Origin of the sequence: Bacillus sp. SIMBA_154, assembly GCF_046536015.1 — a bacterium.
Taxonomy (GTDB): domain Bacteria; phylum Bacillota; class Bacilli; order Bacillales; family Bacillaceae; genus Bacillus; species Bacillus pumilus_P.
This window is the reverse complement of record NZ_JAWJBV010000004.1, coordinates 82,982-102,557: the sequence shown is the minus strand read 5'-3', so window position 1 is coordinate 102,557 and position 19,576 is coordinate 82,982. Positions and strand designations below refer to the sequence as shown.

The 19,576-nt window shown below is 44.4% G+C and carries 7 protein-coding genes and 1 riboswitch; all 7 genes read right to left on the bottom strand.

Going from position 1 to position 19,576, the window contains the following annotated elements:
* Window positions 1-2 precede the first annotated feature (2 nt).
* The 7 genes from R0K30_RS09005 to R0K30_RS08975 all read right to left on the bottom strand — a co-directional run bounded on the left by R0K30_RS09005 (window position 3) and on the right by R0K30_RS08975 (window position 19,211).
* Window positions 3-10,718, bottom strand: a complete 10,716-nt coding sequence (locus R0K30_RS09005) for a non-ribosomal peptide synthetase (RefSeq protein WP_410610206.1) — start codon at window positions 10,716-10,718, stop codon at window positions 3-5.
* A gap of 146 nt (window positions 10,719-10,864) precedes the next feature.
* A riboswitch (cyclic di-GMP riboswitch) is annotated at window positions 10,865-10,957 on the bottom strand.
* Window positions 10,958-11,325: 368 nt separating this feature from the next.
* A complete protein-coding gene (locus tag R0K30_RS09000; protein ID WP_034320747.1) occupies window positions 11,326-12,129 on the bottom strand; it encodes an ABC transporter permease in 804 nt (267 codons plus the stop codon).
* Window positions 12,122-12,991: an ABC transporter permease gene (locus R0K30_RS08995; protein WP_230031263.1), complete on the bottom strand. Its 870-nt coding sequence runs from the start codon at window positions 12,989-12,991 to the stop codon at window positions 12,122-12,124. Before R0K30_RS08995 ends, R0K30_RS09000 begins: the two co-directional genes overlap by 8 nt.
* Window positions 12,991-14,082 carry an ABC transporter ATP-binding protein gene (locus R0K30_RS08990; RefSeq protein WP_249705340.1) on the bottom strand — a complete coding sequence of 364 codons (1,092 nt, stop codon included), beginning with the start codon at window positions 14,080-14,082 and terminating at the stop codon, window positions 12,991-12,993. Before R0K30_RS08990 ends, R0K30_RS08995 begins: the two co-directional genes overlap by 1 nt.
* An 8-nt stretch (window positions 14,083-14,090) precedes the next feature.
* On the bottom strand, window positions 14,091-15,170 hold the full coding sequence (locus R0K30_RS08985) for an ABC transporter substrate-binding protein (protein WP_410610202.1): 1,080 nt from the start codon (window positions 15,168-15,170) through the stop codon (window positions 14,091-14,093).
* Window positions 15,167-17,152: a hydantoinase B/oxoprolinase family protein gene (locus tag R0K30_RS08980; protein ID WP_410610200.1), complete on the bottom strand. Its 1,986-nt coding sequence runs from the start codon at window positions 17,150-17,152 to the stop codon at window positions 15,167-15,169. The genes R0K30_RS08985 and R0K30_RS08980 overlap by 4 nt, the downstream gene beginning before the upstream one ends.
* Complete coding sequence (locus R0K30_RS08975; RefSeq protein WP_410610198.1) at window positions 17,142-19,211, bottom strand: hydantoinase/oxoprolinase family protein; 2,070 nt, start codon at window positions 19,209-19,211, stop codon at window positions 17,142-17,144. The genes R0K30_RS08980 and R0K30_RS08975 overlap by 11 nt, the downstream gene beginning before the upstream one ends.
* Window positions 19,212-19,576 lie beyond the last annotated feature (365 nt).

Sequence of the window (19,576 nt, the reverse complement as noted above, 5' to 3'; positions counted from 1 at the left end):
GCTTAAAATATATCCATTAGCTTTTCAAGTTCATCCATCGTGAGATCATCATCCCCTACATCACTAGGTGTGATTTGGGTCTCATCCTGTGATACACAATGAGAGATCAGGACCTTCACATTCTTTTCTAGGAGATCCTTGAACTGTTCCATCGTATGTTCTTCAAATTCAAGGTGATGATATGAAATCGTCACATGGAGCATGCTTTGTTCAACAAAACCAACAATATCTAGTGCATGAGGTTTCTCTGATTCAGGACTAAGCGATTGACCTGCATGCCATGCGGATCGATTCAGTTCACCGCCGCCGATCTGTTCATCAAACTGGCCAAGGTAGTTAAAGCTGATGTCCGGTGTGACATCAAAGGCGATATCCCCCTTCATTTTGTCAGGTGTTAAATATTTTAAAATGCCATAACCGATCCCTTTGTTCGGAATGTGCCTGAGTTCCTCTTTTAAATGCTTGATTTGATAAGAAAGATCGTCTGCATGCGACATATCCAGTAACACAGGATACATGCTTGTAAACCAGCCAATAGTCCGCGACACATTGACCGCCGGAAGGATTTCTTCTCTTCCGTGCCCTTCAAGGTGAATCAAATGTCTGTCTTCACCTGTCCACTCTTTCATCGATAATCCTAATGCTGTCAGCAAAATATCGTTTATATCTGTGTGGTAGGCCTCGTGTACACCCGTCAGGAGGCTGTGCGTTTCCTCCTCAGACAATGTAAATCGAATTGTCTGCGTATGAAGCATTCGTTGATCCTCCGTGACATGATCCTTCTGAAGCGGTGTGACTGAATGTGAAAGTACCTTTTTCCAATAGGCTCTTTCCGCTAGCAGGTCATCTGACACAGCGTATTCTGTCAGCCTCTGGGCATATTCTTGGAATGAATGTGTTTTTTCAGGAAGTGTCAGGACCTCCCCGCGCTTCGACTGTTCATAAAGAGCCATGAAGTCTTCAAGGAAAATACGCCATGACACACCATCGATGACAAGATGGTGTACGGCAAGCAATAGGTGATCTCCCTGCTCCGTTCGGAAAATAGCAGGTTTCACTAATGGGCCCTCTGTTAAAGAAATACTCGCCTGCACTTCATTTGCCAGCTTTTCTACCTGCTGGATTTGCTGCGTGAGCTCCCCTTTTACTTCAATCACGTCAACTGCCACATTGTTTTCCTCTACTCCACGATGACGCTGGATGATGCGTCCTTCTTCCAATGGATAAATCAACCGCAATGCATCGTGATGGATCATCAGCTGCTCCAACACTTGCTTGACGATCGCTTCATTTAAACCTTTTGGGGCATGAAGCATAACGGATTGATTCCAATGATGCTGACTGCTAAAGTTTCGTTCAAAGAACCAGCGCTGAACCGGCGTCAAAATGACTTCCCCTTCGACAGGTGATTGGTCAGCTGTCATTTGATCAGCTTCTTCGATATATGGACGGAGCTCCGCAATCGTTGGATATTGGAATAGCAGCTTCATATCAAGCTTCCAGCCCTCTTGCGTGAGCCTGCTCGCCATTTGAATGCCTTTAATCGAATCTCCGCCAAGGAAAAAGAAATGATCGTGAATGCCGACTTGGCTCACGCCGAGCACGTCTGCCCAAATGGCACAAAGAAGCGTTTCGACTTCGTCTCTTGGGGCTTCGTATGCCGTTTGATCCGCTTCCACATTTGGAGCTGGCAACGCTTTGAGATCGACTTTGCCATTTGCCGTCATTGGAAATTGGTCTAGGTTTATGATCCATGATGGCACCATATATTCTGGCAAGGTGCGTTTTAAGCTTTCTTTTAAGTCTTTTGTTCCATTCTCCGTGATGACATATGCGGCAAGGGCGTCTTGATCGCTTGCATCTTTCACCGTTGTCACGACTGCTTCTTTTACTGAATCCAGCGCAAGAAGCTGAGCTTCAATTTCTGACAACTCAATACGGAAGCCGCGGACATTGACCTGATGGTCTTTTCTGCCGAGATAGATGAGCTCGCCATCCTCTGTCCATTTCACCAAATCGCCTGTGCGGTACATGCGCTCCCCTGGATAAAATGGATCTCGTACAAATCGTTTGTCCGTCTCCTCTGGAAGATTCCAGTACCCTCTTGCCAGTCCTTTCCCCGCAATGACGAGCTCACCCGGTACGCCTGGCGGCGAGAGGTCATATAACGAACCCAAAATGTAAAAACGAGTATTGGCAATCGCTGTTCCGATAGGAAGCGTGCCTTGATCTGGATTGATGATACCGCTTGTCGCCACGACCGTATTTTCAGTCGGGCCGTAGTTATTCACTAGTTTGTATCGAACGGGCTTCACCTGTTTCAGCTTGTCTCCGCCTGTCAGTAAGTAGCGCAGAGAGTGATTGTCCATCGACATAAACTGCTCACATAGCTGAGTTGGCAGGAACGCAATGGTGATGCCTTCGTCATTGAAATACGTATTGAGCTTGATCATATCGAGGCGAATCGCTTCGTCGATAATGTGCAGCTCTGCGCCGGCGATCCATGTCGGGAACATCTCCCAAATGGAGGCGTCAAAGCCAAAGCCGGCATATTTGGCGGTTCGATCTTTATTTGTCACCCGGAAGGCATCATTGTGCCAGAAGGCGAGATTCACTAGTGACTGGTGTTCGACCATGACACCCTTCGGCTGTCCAGTCGTCCCGGATGTGTAAATCATATATGCGAGATCAGTTGGTTTGACATCAACCTGAACGTTTTGCGTTCCTCCTTCTGCGGCATCTTCTATCAACAGGACATGACCTGTGAAAGAAGTTGGTGCATTGAGCTCTTTTTGGATAAGAAGCACTTCTGCCCCGCAGTCTTCCAGCATGTATGCAATGCGCTGCGCTGGATAATCGGCATCAATCGGCACGAATGCCGCACCAGCCTTGAGGATGCCAAGGACGGCGGCCGTCATGTCAAGGGACGGGCGGGTGAGAATGCCGACGCGATCTCCTGGTTTTGTGCCGTTTGAGATGAGTCTTGAAGCGACTACATTTGCCCGGTTATTCAGTTCTTCATATGTCCAGCTGGTTCCGCAGAAGGTCGCCGCTTTTTGATGAGGTGCTTCATGTGCCTGTGCCTCAATCAATGCATGAACGGTTTGATCTGACGGGACGTCGAGGACCGGTCCTGACCATTCGCCGAGCAGTTTTCGCTGCTGCTGTGGTGATAATAATTGCATCTGATCTAACGATTGATCTGGTGCTGACACCATTTGTTCAATCAAGTAAAGGAAATACTCTTTCCACTTCTCAATTGACGACTGATGAAAGATAGCAGAATTAAAATCAAACACAAGCTCAATTTGATCAGGAGATTCATTTCCAGTTAAGGTCAAATCAAATTTAGCAATATTCTCTTCGAATGGCTGTGGAACAACATGAAGTCCATCCATCGACAAGTCACGGATATCCGCATTTTCCATTGAGAACACCACATCGAAGATTGGATGGCGGCTTGTGTCTCGAACCGTTTGCACTTGGTCCACCAATTCTTCAAACGGGTACAGCTGATGTTCGTTTGCCTCTAACACAAGCTGATGAACATTTGACGCAAATTCAGCAAATGTCTGATGTCCTGCTGGCTTCGTTCTAAGTGCCAGCGTATTCACAAACATACCGATCACCGATTGAATATCAGGATGGGTTCTACCCACAACCGGAGAACCGATCATGATATCCTCCTGTCTCGCAAGCTTGCTTAAAAGGGTGCTGTAGCAAGCAAGCAGGACTGTATAAGTCGTACTGTTGAGTGACCTGACTAGCTCATCCAATTGTGCTTTAAGCGAGCCGTCGATCGTAAATGCGATGCGATCTCCTGCGAATGTCTGCACTTTTGGCCTTGGCAGGTCTTCCGGCAATGCCAGTACAGGCAGTTCTCCGTGTAATTGCTCCAGCCAAAACGCCTGTTCAGCACCTTTTTGCGCAGCAGATGCCTCACTTTTTGACCAAACAGCATAATCCTTATATTGAACAGGTAAGTCCTCTAGCTTGTCTCCTCGATACAAGGTTGAAAGCTCCTCAATTAAAATACCGACAGACGCACCATCTGAAATGATGTGATGCATATCAATCAGTAAATAATGGACATTTACGGAAACAGACACAAGACCCACTCTGAGTAGAGGCGCTTTTTCTAAATCAAATGGTCGGATAAAGTCATTCATTAATTGTTGAATGTCTCGGCCGTTCCCTTCGATTTTTTCAATGTCTACAGAGACATTTTCTTCAATCCGCTGAACAGGTTCACCCTGAACAAAATCAAAGCTCGTACGGAACGCTTCATGACGACGAACAAGCTGTTCAATGGCTTGTTCAAATCGTTTTTCATCAAATACGCCTTCAAGCTTTAAGGCAGCTGGCATATGATAGCTTTGCTCAGCATCGGTCATTTTCTCCAGAACGTACAGTCTTTTCTGAGCAGACGTCACTGGATAATAGGCCGCCTCTTCCACTTTCTCCACTCGCTTAATTTCCTTTTGCTCCGCTTGATCAACCACAAGGGCAAATGCCTCTAATGTTGGGGATTCAAATAAAGACTTCAAGGTGAGCTCCACCTGCATCTCTTCGTACAGCCTGTTCAGCATTTTCATGCCGCGCAGCGAATGGCCCCCGCATTCAAAGAAATGATCGTGCCTGCCGATTTGCGGCACTTCAAGTACTTCCTCCCAAATGTGTGCCAACGAACGCTCTGTCTCCGATTGAGGAGGGGCGTATTCATTTGCTGCGTGCTCACTTAGATCAGGCGCTGGTAAGGCCCGCCTGTCTACCTTGACGTTACCCGTCAGCGGAAGCTCGTCTAATTGCATGAAGAAGGCCGGTATCATATATACAGGTAATTCACGTCCTACTTGCTCACGTAAATCAGACAATGAGACAGAACCTTCTGCTGTGAAATACGCACATAATGTATCATTTGATGCTGCAATTACGACAGCTTCCTTCAGTTGCGGGTGCCGCAGCAGCTGGTGTTCAATTTCTCCAAGTTCAATTCGCTGTCCTCGAATTTTGACTTGATGATCGATCCGTCCAATGAATTCAATATCTCCATTTGACAGCCAACGTGCAAGATCACCCGTTTTATACATGTTCTCACCAGGACGGAAAGGATTTTCGACAAACTTTCCGCTTGTGAGTTCTGGCTGCCCATAATACCCTTTCACAAGTCCATCACCAGCGACACACAGCTCTCCTGCAACACCTGGCGGCTGCACATGCCCAAATTCATCAACAATATAAACAGCTGTTTGACTCACTGGCTTTCCGATTGGGATAGATAGCGCCTGTTTCTCAATGCGATTCACAGGATAATACGTGGTGAAAATCGTGCTTTCAGATGGTCCATACATATGAACAAGCTTGTCTTCCCCAACCGTTTCAAGCGCTGACACGACATGAGGCACAGAAGCACGTTCTCCGCCAAACAGAACTTTTCTTACGTTCTTCAGGCTGTCCTTTTTCATATCAATGAGTAAGTGAAAAAGAGCTGTCGTGATCATTAAAATGCTGACTCTTTCTTTCTCGATCGCTCCAGAAAGCTCATTCATATTTAAAATGTTGTCTTTTGGCAGAACAATGAGTTTCGCTCCGTTTAATAAAGCACCAAACACATCAAACATAAAGGCATCAAATACATAGTTTGAGAGGCTCATCACCGTGTCTTCATGATGAATGGTGAGATAATTCGATTGCTTCACCGTTCTCAAAATGTTCCGGTGTGTCACCATGTTTCCTTTAGGCTTGCCTGTTGTACCAGATGTATAGGTCAAATTCGCCAAGTCCTCAGGTGAAACACGTACAGCTGTATTTCTTTTTGATTGCTGATCAACAGCCTGATCTTCTGTTTCTATAATTGTTCCCTCAAAAGCAGTGAGCACCGAGCGATGACGCAGCACCTGATGTGTCAGTAAAAATTGTGCATCGCTATCTGACAAAAAGTACTTCACGCGCTCATCAGGGAAATCGGGATCGATTGGTACATAGACACCGCCCGCCTTTAGTACAGCCAGAACAGACAGCACCATCTCATTGGATCGTTCAAAGAATAAGGCCGCTTTCATCCCTTTCTCAAAACCATTTTCACGTAAATAATGAGCCAGTTGGTTCACTCGGTCATTCAGTTCTTGATAAGAAAGAACCTCACCTTTACATTGCAGTGCAGGTTTTTGACCATGTTGCTGCACCTGTGCTTCAAACTGCGTCACAATGGTTTCTTCCGCAGGATAAGGCGTAGGTAACGGGTTCCACCTATTCAGTTGAGCTTCCGCCTCTTGTTCAGACAGTAAACGATAGGAACGAATGGCTTCCTCCGGCGTTTTGACCATCTGCTCCAAAAGATAAACATAATGCTTGAGCATCTGCTCTGCTGTATGTCGTTTAAATAAGGCCGTACTGTAATCGAGAACGAAGGATACACCATGACCTGACTCCATCGCTTGCAGTGTTAAATCAAATTTCGCAATATGGAAATTGGTTTCCTCGACTTCGACTTGCATCTCTCCAATATCCTGGGCTGGCGAATGATCCGGCGTCAGGGTAAAGACGGTATCAAATAATGGATGGCGGCTAAAATCTCTTTGCACATTCAGCTTTTCAAGCAACCGCTCAAATGGGTATTGCTGATGCTCAAACGCCTTCATCGTCTTTTCCTTTACATGCTCAATCAACTGCGTCATTGTTCTGTTCGGATCAACCTCTGACCGCAAAGCAAGTGTCTGGACAAACATGCCGATCATGTCATTCAGATCTGCATGCACACGCCCTGCTGTTGGTGTCCCGACCACAAATTCCTTTTGACCTGTGTATTTCGCAAGCAATGTATAGTAAGCAGAAAGCAGAACCGTATACAGTGTCGTATGATGATTCGCTGCAAGCTCCTGTAATTGTTCCTTTAACGTTTCATCTATTTCTTTGATCACACGATCCCCTGCGAAGGATTGAAGAGCTGGACGCTGATGGTCTGTTAGCAGCTGTAAAGCAGGAATATCGCCCGAAAATTCTTGCAGCCAAAATGCCTCTTCTTTTTGAAAACCTTGATCTGCCTGGTGTTCTTGCCAAACAGCATAATCTTGATATTGAAGCTTCAATGGCGCTTTGACCGATCCCTCGTAAGCATCTGACAGCTCACGCAGCATCAAATCGATCGAAAGACCATCTGAAATCAAGTGATGCATATCGAAAAAGAGCAGATGCTCCTGATCATGTATTGACTGCAAGCCAATACGAAGAAGTGGTGCACACGCAAGATCAAAAGGCCTGACAAAACGATGCATGTTCTCTTCCATCGTGCCGCCTGTCAGCTGCTCTATTTGAAATGGCACTGATGGAGCTACCCGCTGACGAGGGACACCTTTGATTGTATGAAAAGAAGTACGCAGTATATCATGACGTGTGATCAGTCTTTCAAAGGCTTCAGTCAGCTTTTCTCGTTGCAGTGTTCCTTTTAACCGCACAACAGCTGGCATATGGTATGCAATGCTCTGCTCTAATTGACTCACCATATAGATGCGCTGCTGTGGAGGTGACAACGGATAATCGGCGGCAATCGGTGCTTTCGGTATGACCGTTTGAGCGGATTTTTCCGCTTGCTCAATATAGGCGGCCAATGCGGCAATCGTCTGCTGTTCAAATAAAACAGACAACGGCACTTCTACTTGAAAAGTCCGCTCAATATGTGTGAGTACTGTCATCGCTTTGAGCGAATGCCCGCCTCGATCGAAGAATGAATCATATACACCGATCTTCTCTTGATCAAGAACTTCTTCCCACATACGAGCAAGCTCCGTTTCCACATCGTTTCTAGGCGCTACATAAACAGCACTGACAGCCTTGTCTCCTTTTAATGCGGCGAGTGCACGCCGGTCGACTTTTCCGCTTACTGTGAGTGGAAATACATCGAGTTCTTTAAAATAGAGAGGCATCATATAAGCAGGAAGCTGCTGTTTGATAGCGGCTTGCAGCGTGTTCACTGACACACCTTCTTGCTGGACCTGATAATAAGCACTTAACGCTTTTTCACCATCCGCCTCACCAACCAAAAGTACGACAGCCTGACCGACTCCCTCTACCTGCTCCATCACCGCTTCAATTTCGCCTGTTTCTATGCGGTAACCCCTAATTTTCACTTGATCATCCATTCTGCCAAGATAATCAATCGTGCCATCTGGAAGCCATCTGACGAGATCCCCTGTTCGATACATTCGATCATGTGGAGAAAACGGGTCGCCAGTAAATACCTGCTCCGTCAATTCAGGCTGATTCACATAGCCTCGTCCAACACCTATCCCCGCAATGCATAGCTCTCCAGCAGCCCCCTGCACCTGCAATTGATCATGTTCATTTAAAATATAAATACGGTGATGCCCAAGCGGCTTTCCAATCGAGACATAACGCTGTTCAGATAATTCCCGCAGTTCATTGAGGTCTAGGCGATGAACCGCCGCATCCACACACGTCTCTGTCGGACCATACACATTCCATAGATTAAAATCAGGCTGACTCATACGAACAGCTTCGATCAGAGACTGCGCCGCTTTCGCAGGCAGTGCTTCTCCTCCAATCAACATGTGAGTCAATGACACCCCGCTCAAATCCGCTGCAAGTAAAAGCTGCACATGCGCCGGCGTTCCATCCGCTGCTTCAATTTGATGTTTTTGATAATAAGCCGCTAGCTGAACACCATTTCTCGTCGATTCTCTTGGGACGATATGAAGCGTATGCCCAAATAAAAGGGCAGCAAAGATTTGTTTCACCGATGCATCAAAATGGAATGGTGCAAGAAACGCCATTTGAAGCTCACTGGCCCCTTGATACATTTCATGATGCAAAGCATGGACCAAATGATGCAGCTGAAGATGCTCAATCATGACGCCCTTTGGCTTCCCAGTCGTACCCGACGTATAAATCATATAAGCCAAATCCTCAGGTACCGTCTGATCTACGAGCTCAGGCAGCAGGCCATCATCTAATAAAATATGCTGCTGCACGATCATTTTCTCCGAGAGGGCTGTGTACTTTTGAGCTAACGATTCCTCTGTTAAAACGATGGAAGCACCTGAATCCTCCACAATAAATTGAATGCGCTCCTCAGGTAATGCCGGATCAATCGGTACATACGCCCCGCCAGCCTTTAATATGCCGAAGATCGCCACCATGGCATCTGCCGTCCGATCCATTAAAACCGCAACAGGTACATCACGCGAAATACCTTTCATTTGTAAAAATCGTGCCAGCTTTTCTGCCTTTTGGTACAGCTCACCATAAGTGAATGTTCCATTTTCCGCTACAACGGCAGCTCGCTCTGCATACTTGTTTGCTGCCTCATCAAATAACTGATGAACCGGTTTCGCTGCTGGTAGTTCAAAAGATTCTCCCTCAGATAATTGCAGCAGCTCCTTTTGCTCACCCGCTGAAAGTAAAGGCAATGTCCCGATCAGCTGATCAGGCTGAGAGACCGCCGCTTCCAGCAATATCGTGAACCGATCAAACATCTTACTCATATCTTCTTCACTGAATAAATCTGTACGGTAATCCAAATCAATGGTCAATGTATCTGTATCCCAGCGGTCTTTCACATGAATCGAAATATCATTCATTCCGCTCCCACTAAAAATCGGTTCAGTAATGAAAGACAGATTCTCTTTTTTCTGCCACTGCATGACCTGATATTCTAAAGAAATATCAAAAAGGCGCCCTGTAAACCCTTCTCTTTCTCGCAAATCATTCATGAGCAGATTATAAGGATACTTTTGGTGACGCAATATCTTCATTTGATCCGCCATGACCTGCTTTACGAAATCAAGAAAGGATTGTGACCCATGAACAGATGCTCGCATTGGGATCGTGGAAACAAACATACCAATCATCTTTTTTTCTTTGGCATTCGTCCGGTTGCCCATAAAGGTTCCAAGGACCACGTCCTCCATGCCGCTAAATCGATGTAAGTAAATATAAACAGTGGACATAAACATAGAAAGCATACTGACTTTCTGTTCTTCACAAAAGACACGAAGCTTCTCCTTCAAAGAATCTGGGATATCCCCTGAAAATCGCTCCGCATGTAAACTCATCTCGTATCCCTTATGCGGTTTTAAAGAAGCGAAATCTGGAATATGATCAAATTGCCCGTTCCAAAAAGCTCGGTCTTTTTGAAAACGTTTAGAAGATTCATAGGCTTGTTCACTCATAATGTGATCAACGAAGGAAATCTCCTCAACCGGCAAAATGTCTCCCCCGTGCAGCATGTCATGGTATAAGTCGATGATGCGATTTCCCATCAAGATAATGGAAATACCATCTGCCACAATATGATGTGCTTTACAGAACAGCCAGCACTCTTGATCACTGATTTGAAAGACCGTAAATTCAATCAAGGGGCTGTCAATCAACGGCATCGGCTCACGGATTTGCTCGTTCGCCCAAGCCCTCACATCCTCTTCACTCCAGCCTTTCACCATGCGAATCGGCTGCTTCTCATATGGTTTGATATATTGAACAGGCTCCCCCTGTTCATTTCGATACACAAGCCTCAAACGAAGAGAGTCAGTTTGGCGAATGTACTCTTGAAGAACGTCAACGACCAAAGAGGGATTCAGACCTGATACCGATCTCAACCTGGCGAATCCGCCCAAATTAGAAATACTTGTACCTGGATAAAATTTTTCCGTGTAGAATACTCTCTTTTGCGCATGTGTTAAGGGGTAATAAACTGTATTCATTCTTATCTCCGCCTCTTCTATGTTTTCTCCACCAACGTGAAACCCTGCACCCTCTATATCAAAAGAACCAAGTCTATTTCATTAAAATAGACGGAATAACGGAAAAGGAGCCCACCCCGAATAAAACGGAGAGACTCCCATTTTGATTCGGTAGCCTGCCGACCATAGCAAAAAAGCAACTTTTACCTTAGGACATGGCTTTGCGTCTCTACGTTTCCATAGATTTGCCTTTTTCTTCTTTTCTTTTAGATATTTTCTATTTACGTCCACTTTATATGAAATTATTGTTTTTTTCACCGAAAAATGGGTGTAAAGATTCATGCGTTATGCCGAAGGGATCACGTCATAATTTACGATATTTACCGAAAATAACTAATAATAGTTGCGCATCACCGAAAATAATCGACTAAATACCGCAAAAATTTCATGTTTTCCCTTAAATTTTGGAAATATGACCGAAAATGTAGGAGAGAGGTCTCCTTTCATTTCTCGCAATTTCTTAAATCTTAAGAACTATATTCCCTGAAACTCCGAAAATTTTTACCATAAAAAACAATACAAAAGGAGCTGCCATTTCAAATGACAGCTCCTTGTTTCTTCATTATATTTACATCACCTTAGACAGACCAATCGTTTTCTCAATAATGAGCAACGCAATGATAGAAATGATAATAAATATGACGGATATCGCATTGACACTTGGATCAAAGGTTTGCTCAATGTAATTAAACGTCCTCACTGGAATCGTAATGGTTTGGGGAGAGGAGACGAACAAACTGATCGATATTTCCCCAAATGACGTCACAGCTGAAAACACTCCGCCTGCAATGATCCCTGGCTTGATCAAAGGCAGTGTCACTCGAAAGAATGTGCGAATGGGTCCTGCGCCAAGATTCATTGAAGCTAGCTCAAGTCGCGGATCAAGATTCGAGACACTGACACCTACCGTTCGAACCACATATGGAAAACCAATGATGACGTGACCAATAACTAGCGCCCACAAAGAACCCGTAAAGCCCATAGCTGTAAACAAATAAAGCATTGCAATCCCTAACACCACCTGAGGAATCATGAGAGGGGACAAAATAAAAGCTTGGATGGCCTCCTTTCCCTTAAAGGAAAGCCTCGCTAAAGCATACGAAGCCATTGTTCCTAAAAGAACAGTAAGGGGCGTCACGATGAGTAGCAGAATGACACTGATACGCAGAGATTCCATCCATTCTGGGTTTGACACGACCTCATGAAACCAACGAACTGAGAACGATGTCGGCGGGAATTCAGGAAAAGCATTCGGGCTAAAAGCAGAAAGGACAATGACAAGAACAGGTATGGTTAAAAAGAGATAAACCAATGAGCCAGCAGTCCAAATCAGGATCGAAAGCAAGCGGTCACCAATTGACTTTTTACGCATGCATCCTCGCCTCCCAACGCTTCAATAGATAGCTTAATAGACTGACCACCACAAGCACACACACCAACAAAGTAAACGACATGGCAGCAGCAAGAGGCAAGTTATAGACCTGCATGACCTGCTGATAAATTGACAGCGGCAGCAGCGGCTGCATCCTTCCGCCGACTAAAAGCGGGGTGATATAGCTCCCTGCTGCTAGTGAGAAGACAATAATCGCTCCAGTGATCATACCTGGAATAGTAAGTGGTAGAGTCACATGAAAAAAGGTTCGAATACGGCCAGCTCCAAGGCTCATAGAAGCCGGTCTTAAATGACGATCCATATCGGTTAAGCTTGTTGCGATAGGAAGCACCGCAAAAGGCAGCATGACTTGAACATAAGCAATAATCACCGCATTCATATTCCAGAGCATAGATAACGGCTGCTCAATCACATGTAAATCTAATAACATGCCATTAATCAGACCATTTTGCGAGAGAAGAACGATCCAGGCAAACGTCCGAATAACAACACTTGTCAAAAGCGGCGATACAAGTAAGATATAGAAAAATGCCCGCAGCCGTCGGTTAGGTGCCTTGACTAGTACGTACGCTGCAGGATATGCCATCAATAAACAAATTACCGTTGTCTGCAAGGCCACCCACACTGTACTTCCAATCGCCTTCACATATGCATCTGTCGTGAACACATGAATATATTGAGAAAAGCTATACGTTTGTAATGTATTCATCATCGAATCAACATCACGAAAACTGAGAACGAACATCATCACAAGTGGAGCCAGAAGAAATACAACAAGAAACAAACAGGCTGGCAGCAGCATAAACCAATGAAATCGTTGATTCTTTTTTTTGATTCGCATCACGTATGCACCTTCGAATCTAAGAAAACGACATCTTCAGGCTGCCAATTGATATGGACAGTTTCTCCAACCTCCGGCAGCTGAGGAAATGCTGCATCTGATGCATGTACTATGATTTCACCTTTATCAAGCCCCACGACCAAACGTAATGAGTGCCCGATATAACTGACGTCTGCTAAAACACCTGTGACATGGTTTGGCTGAAAATCCTCTTTGACAGAAGATATGCTGATTCTCTCAGGACGCAGCATGAGTAAATACTTCTCTCTCTTTTCTTTATGCGCCGCAGGCTTTAACTGAATATGCTGCCCGTTTGACTGGGTGTAATGTGGAACTGTGAATGTGGAACCAGCTTCATCATACACTGCCTCAAATAGATTGACCTGCCCGATAAATTCAGCGACAAAGCGATTGTTTGGCTGACGATATACCTCTAAAGGCGTCCCAATCTGCTGAATTCTTCCCTCACCTAAAATCCCAATCCGGTCAGATAGGCTTAAGGCTTCTTCCTGATCATGTGTCACGAGAATGGTCGTAATCCCGACATTCCTTTGAATATTTCGAAGCTCAGTCTGCATATTTTTTCTTAGTTTTGCATCTAGGTTGCTGAGAGGTTCATCAAGTAGGAGAACAGACGGCTGAATGGCCAGCGCCCGCGCAATTGCCACCCGCTGCTGCTGACCACCACTTAATTGCTGCGGCATACGTTTCGCATATTCCTCCAATTGAACAAGAGATAAACTCTCCATGACCTTTTGTTTGACTTCTGCCTTCTTTTTCTTTTGAACCTTCAACCCGTATGCCACATTATCAAATACAGTGAGATGAGGGAAAAGCGCATAGCTTTGAAAGACCATACCCGTTTTTCTTTGATAAGGCGGTAAAGCTGTCACATCCTGATCGCCAATGTAGACGACTCCTTTTGTCGGTTCTAAAAAACCGCCAATGATGTTTAATAGCGTTGATTTTCCGCAGCCACTAGGGCCAAGAAGGGAGAAAAACTCTCCCTCATTCACCGTAAGACTGACATCTTCAAGAGCAATCTGCTCACCGAAATGCTGGCTGATGTGTTCTAAATGGATTCCACTCATGCGATCACCTATTTTCCTCCGCCTAATACTTCGTTCCATCGATTTGTCCAATTACCAAGCTCCGAAGTCGCTGCTTCGTAATCTACCCAAGTCAGCTTGCTATAATAATTCTCTCCAACCTTCACTTTCCCCTTAATCTTGTCACCGTATTTCACATCAGAATTTGACATGCCATAATAAGATTTTTCCGAGAAAGCCTCCTGTGCTTCTTTTCCGCTTAAATAGTTTAATAGTTTGTAAGCAGCTTCCTCATGCTGACTTCCTTTCGTTAAAGCCCAGCTCGCAACAGCTGCAACAGCGCCTTCCTTCGGATAGGAGAAACCAATATCCATCCCTTCTTCTTCAAGGGCAAATGATCGGCCATCCCAATATGGAACTGCCGCAATGTCACCACGTTCTAACAAGGTTTGAATAGACCCTGGGTTATCTGGAAAAGCAGCTACATGCCCTTTTAATTGTGCTAGGCTTTTAAATGCTTTGTCGATATCCTTAGGATTCGATTCTGTTCCTCCTTGAGCGTGGACAAGTGCAGAGAAAAATTGCAAGCCGGCTGAATAGGTCGGAGAAGAAATAGCCACCTTCCCTTTAAGCTGACTGCTCCATAAGTCTGTCCAGCTGTTTGGCTCCTGCTTGACAAGGTCTTTTCTATAAGCAATCCCTAGCTGCCCCATACTAAAGCCTGCTGCATATTGTTTTCCGTCAACAGTGAGCTTCTTTTGAACAGAACGATAAAGTTTTTTCACATTCGGTGCTTGATCTTCGTCAATATGATTAAGAACGTTTGCTGCAATGCCTCTTTGAATCGTATCAGGCTGTAAAATCAGCAAATCATACGGTGGATTTTTACCATTTGATGCTTTTAATTTCGTAAACCATTCAGAATCCGCCCCAGAGACGGTTTGAACTTTAATTCCCGTATCTTTTTCAAACTTTTCAAGGATTGGTTTGATATTCTTTTCCCAATCGCCGCCGTATACGCCAACGATGACAGTCTGCTGCTGTTTGCTTTGATCCTGTCCACCGCAAGCAGTCAGCAGTAGAACCATTGATAGGATGCCTGCAAAAATAGTAATTAATCTTCTTTTCATGATTCATTTCCCCCTTTTTGTTCATTCATTTGACGAAGTGCTTGAATAATATCTGTCTTTGTTAACGGTTCATGTCTATGACTGAAATGAGTATGAACCGCATGTTTATAGTGCGTACGTTCATTAGCTGAGTATGAACGCAGCTGAATAGCAAGTTCGCTGCTTGCTTCGTCCGACCATACTTTCTCATAAGCTGCTCTTTGTTCTCCAAAATCCCACACGACGTCAATATCATCATCAATCTTTTCGCGAAGCCACCTAGTCTGCTCCTCGTCAATTTTCCATTCATTTTGGTCTAGATAGACTTTGACACCATATTGCTGCAGCGCTCGTTCTTCACTTAAAAGACCTGCTTCCACTTCCTCAAGGACGTTCTCTTTCTTTCTAGCAAATGGGGCCCCCCAGCCTCCTCCACTTGGTGAAACCAATTGAACAATATCGCCTTTTTCAAGACACAGAACATCTATTTTTGGCTGGTCTTGTTTTTCTCCATTCGCTGTGATCAGCTTTACCTCACCAACAGCTCCCGCTCGGCCGCCCATTAATCCCCAAGGTTGAAACTTCATCCGTTCCATTCCTCGTGCTGTCACCATGGATTCAGGCTTGATCATCTCAAATTCCAAACCGATCGCATGCCCGCCTCTATTTTCTCCCGCTCCACCTGTGTTCGGCAGCAGCTCATATCGGTGAACATGAATATCAATATGCTGTTCCAAGCTCTCAATCGGTGTATTCTTTAAAAAGCCTGACGAATGATCAATACCATCTACTCCATCAGTCCCTTTTTGAGCACCGCCGCCTCCGCCTAACGGTTCGACAACAGACATTTTCCTACCTCCTGTATCATCATCAGGAACAGAGAGAACAACAATGGCAGATTGACCAGCACCTGCTGCCGGTACTGCTTCAGGTAATAGTTTACCAATGGCGCCTAACACGACATTGTACAGCCTCATCGTAATCGAATGTCGAATACCGACAGAAGCCGGATATTCTGGATGTACAAGCGTTCCTTTAGGAGAAATCACTTCGATTGGATATGTAATCCCACCATTGATCGGTATAAATGGATCTTTACTAATGATGTAATTAATCAATCCTTGATATAGGAAGGAATGCTTCTGACCATTGGTGACAAGGTTAAAGGCCGTTTTTACTTGCGGGTCACACTCAGAAAAATCAAGCGTCAGCTTTTTTCCTTTGACCGTTAGCTTGATTTTTAATCGGATAGGCACGTCCGAGATCATATCATCATCCAAATAATCAGCGAATTCGCTCGTTCCATCAGGAATTGCTTCAATGACCTTCCCTGCACGATCCTCGGCTTGCTTCAGCAGGTCAAACATTCCTTGTTTCACTTCGTTTTTCCCAAATTTCTCAATCATTTCTTTTAACCGATTATCTGCTGTATTGACTGCAGCAATCATCGCATTGATATCCCCATCATTTAAATGACTGGTCCGGCTGTTGGCTCTTAAAAAGGTACGAACCACCTGATTCTCTTTTCCGCCTTCATAAATTTTCACTGGCGGTATTCTTAATCCTTCTTGATGAACATCCGTCGCAGTCGGTGAAATACTCGAAGGCACAAGTCCGCCCACATCACTTACATGAACAAAAGACCAGGCATAGCTTACAATTTCACCATCTACAAAAATGGGTTTAATGATATGGACATCTGGCAGATGAGTCGCTAAACCATCTGTCGTATAAGGGTCATTTGTGATGATAATATCTCCTGGCTGCATCGGTCCGCTTTCTTCAATCGCTTTTTTTAGGCTCAGCCCTAGAAAGATCGTCACACCGACTGTCTTCGGATAAACAAAGAAATCTCCAGAAGGCGTGGCTAATGCTGTTGCAAAATCAGCAGATTCTTTTACGAAGGTTGTAAATGAAGTCCGCTCAATGACATGCCCCATGCCTGATGCGATCGCATTAAAGTAACTGCGCATCATCTCAAGCTTTGCTGGATCAGTTCTCATGTAAAGCCGCCTCCCTTGAAATTACTAAGTTTCCTGATGGATCAATCCTGCCTAACCAGTTTGGCAGGACCAATGTTGTCGTATCATCCTGCTCGATAATAGCAGGTCCTTTTACGACAGAACCTACTGACAGAGCATCTCGGCTATAAACAGATGCTTCGTACTCTTTTTCTTCTATAAAGATACGTCTAAATTCATGTGGCTTCAAAGACTGTCCGCTGCTTTCATAAACAGAAGAGAAAGGCAGGGGCGGCGTCTCGCCTATGACTCGAACTCGTAAATGCGTAAATTCAATGTTCGCCTGATCGTCCCTATGTCCATATTGACGCTTATGCAGTTTGTGAAATGCTTCAGTGAGTTGATGGATGTCTTGTTCTTGCCTCAGCCAATCAGCCGATAATGGCAATTCAATCTCAAATGCCTGCCCTTGATAGCGTGCGTCGGCCAATAATAGAATAGACGTCTGTTTAATATGTTGAATGTTTTGCTGACTGAACCAATCAGTCGCTTTACGCGAAAGCATCTCATAATCTTGTTTTAATTGATCTATCGTATAGTCTTGTAAACATATTTTCTTAGACAACACCGCATCATGAATAAAATCAGCTGTGAGAGCACCTAACGCACATAATGTGCCAGGACTTGGAGGAACGACCACATTTTTTGCATGAATTTCTCTTGCAAGGAAATTTGCCACAACAGGTCCTGCGCCGCCAAACGCCAGTAAACTAAAATCTCTCGGGTCAAACCCTTGCTGCTCCATGACATTGCTTAATTCCGTGTACATATTGGCTACAGCTACTTGAATCAGCTGGTCAGCCGCCTGTTCAATCGTTTTATGGAGCTGATCCGCAATTGGCTTAAAGGCCATTTTCGCTGCAGACAGCCGCAATTGTAAATGTCCTCCGGCAAAACGTTCTTGATTGAGATAACCGCATATGAGAAACGCATCGGTTACAGCTGCTTTCTTTCCCTTTCCATACGAAGCTGGACCCGGCTGCGAGCCAACGGATTCCGGTCCTGCTTTTAGAAGTCCGCCCTGATCAATCCACGCAACAGAACCTCCACCTGCTCCTATTGAATACATCGCAACAGATGGAAGAATGATAGGAAAACCTGAAAGCTGATTTGATTGGGCCATTGTAGGCTGGCCATTTTGAATGATCGAGATATCCGCACTTGTACCCCCAACATCAAAAGTGATCAGATTGGATTCGTTCGCAGATGCTGCAATTCTTGCTGCACCAATGACACCAGCTGCCGGACCAGAAAAAAGGGTTTTAACGGGTGAGGTTGCTGCACTTTCTGCATCCATTAAACCACCATTTGATTGCGTAATGTATGGAGAAATTGGTACACCTTCTTCTTTCAAGCGGCTTTTCAATGTTTGTAAATACTGTTTCACCTTTGGTTGAATGTACAAATTGACAACAGACATCACTGTACGCTCGTATTCCCTCATTTGAGGCCATAATTCAGATGAAGTAAGGACTTCTAACTGCGGGTAATGATGGTTGATATAGGATTTTGCCTGTAATTCATGAACTGGATTTTGATAACTATGTAAAAATGAAATGACAATACCTGCTAGCTTTTTAGATATGACCTGCTGGACAGCATCATCTAATTGCTGCAGGTGGAGAGGTTTTTTGATCGTACCATCGTGTATCAACCTTTCAGAGATTGAATATACATGCTTTCGTGGTATCAATGGTTCTGGCAAACGAGAATTGAAGTCATAAGGAATGGGTAGTCGTAAACGTTGTAGTGATAAAATATCTTGAAAACCTTCCGTCACAAAAAGGGCTAAATCTGCTCCTTTTCGCTGCAATAATGTATTAAGGCCGATTGTCATTCCGTGTACGAGATATTGGATGTTGGATAAATCGACATCTCTTTCTTTTAAAAGATGTAGCCCATTGATAATTCCCTGGGCTGGGTCATCTGTCACTGTGGGTGTTTTGAGTTCGATCAGCTCCCCTGTTGCTTCATTCATCAGCGATAAATCAGTAAATGTTCCGCCTATGTCTATTCCGAGCCGATAAGAGACATCCGCCATTTGTACTTCCCTCCTGCAATGTAAATAGAATCATATTTTGATAAATTACGACATTTTTTGATATTTGACTCCATATTATTAAAGCATATCGGTCTAGTCAATTTTATTTTTTTAAAATTTCTGTGTGTTAAATTCTTGAAATTAGCCCAAAAAGCAGTGATAAAGCCGTTTTGCATAAGCATAATCATTTTATGAGCAGCAAAATTAAAATTTTTATGAATTTCTACAAATATGAAGGGAGAGAAAACGGTTAAAAAACGTTTTTCGAACTTTAAAAGACGTTTTTTCAAAACCAGGAGAAATTGGTAAGTAATTCTGCTATACTTCTGTTTACAAAATACGCAAAAAAGAAAGAGAGCTAGCAT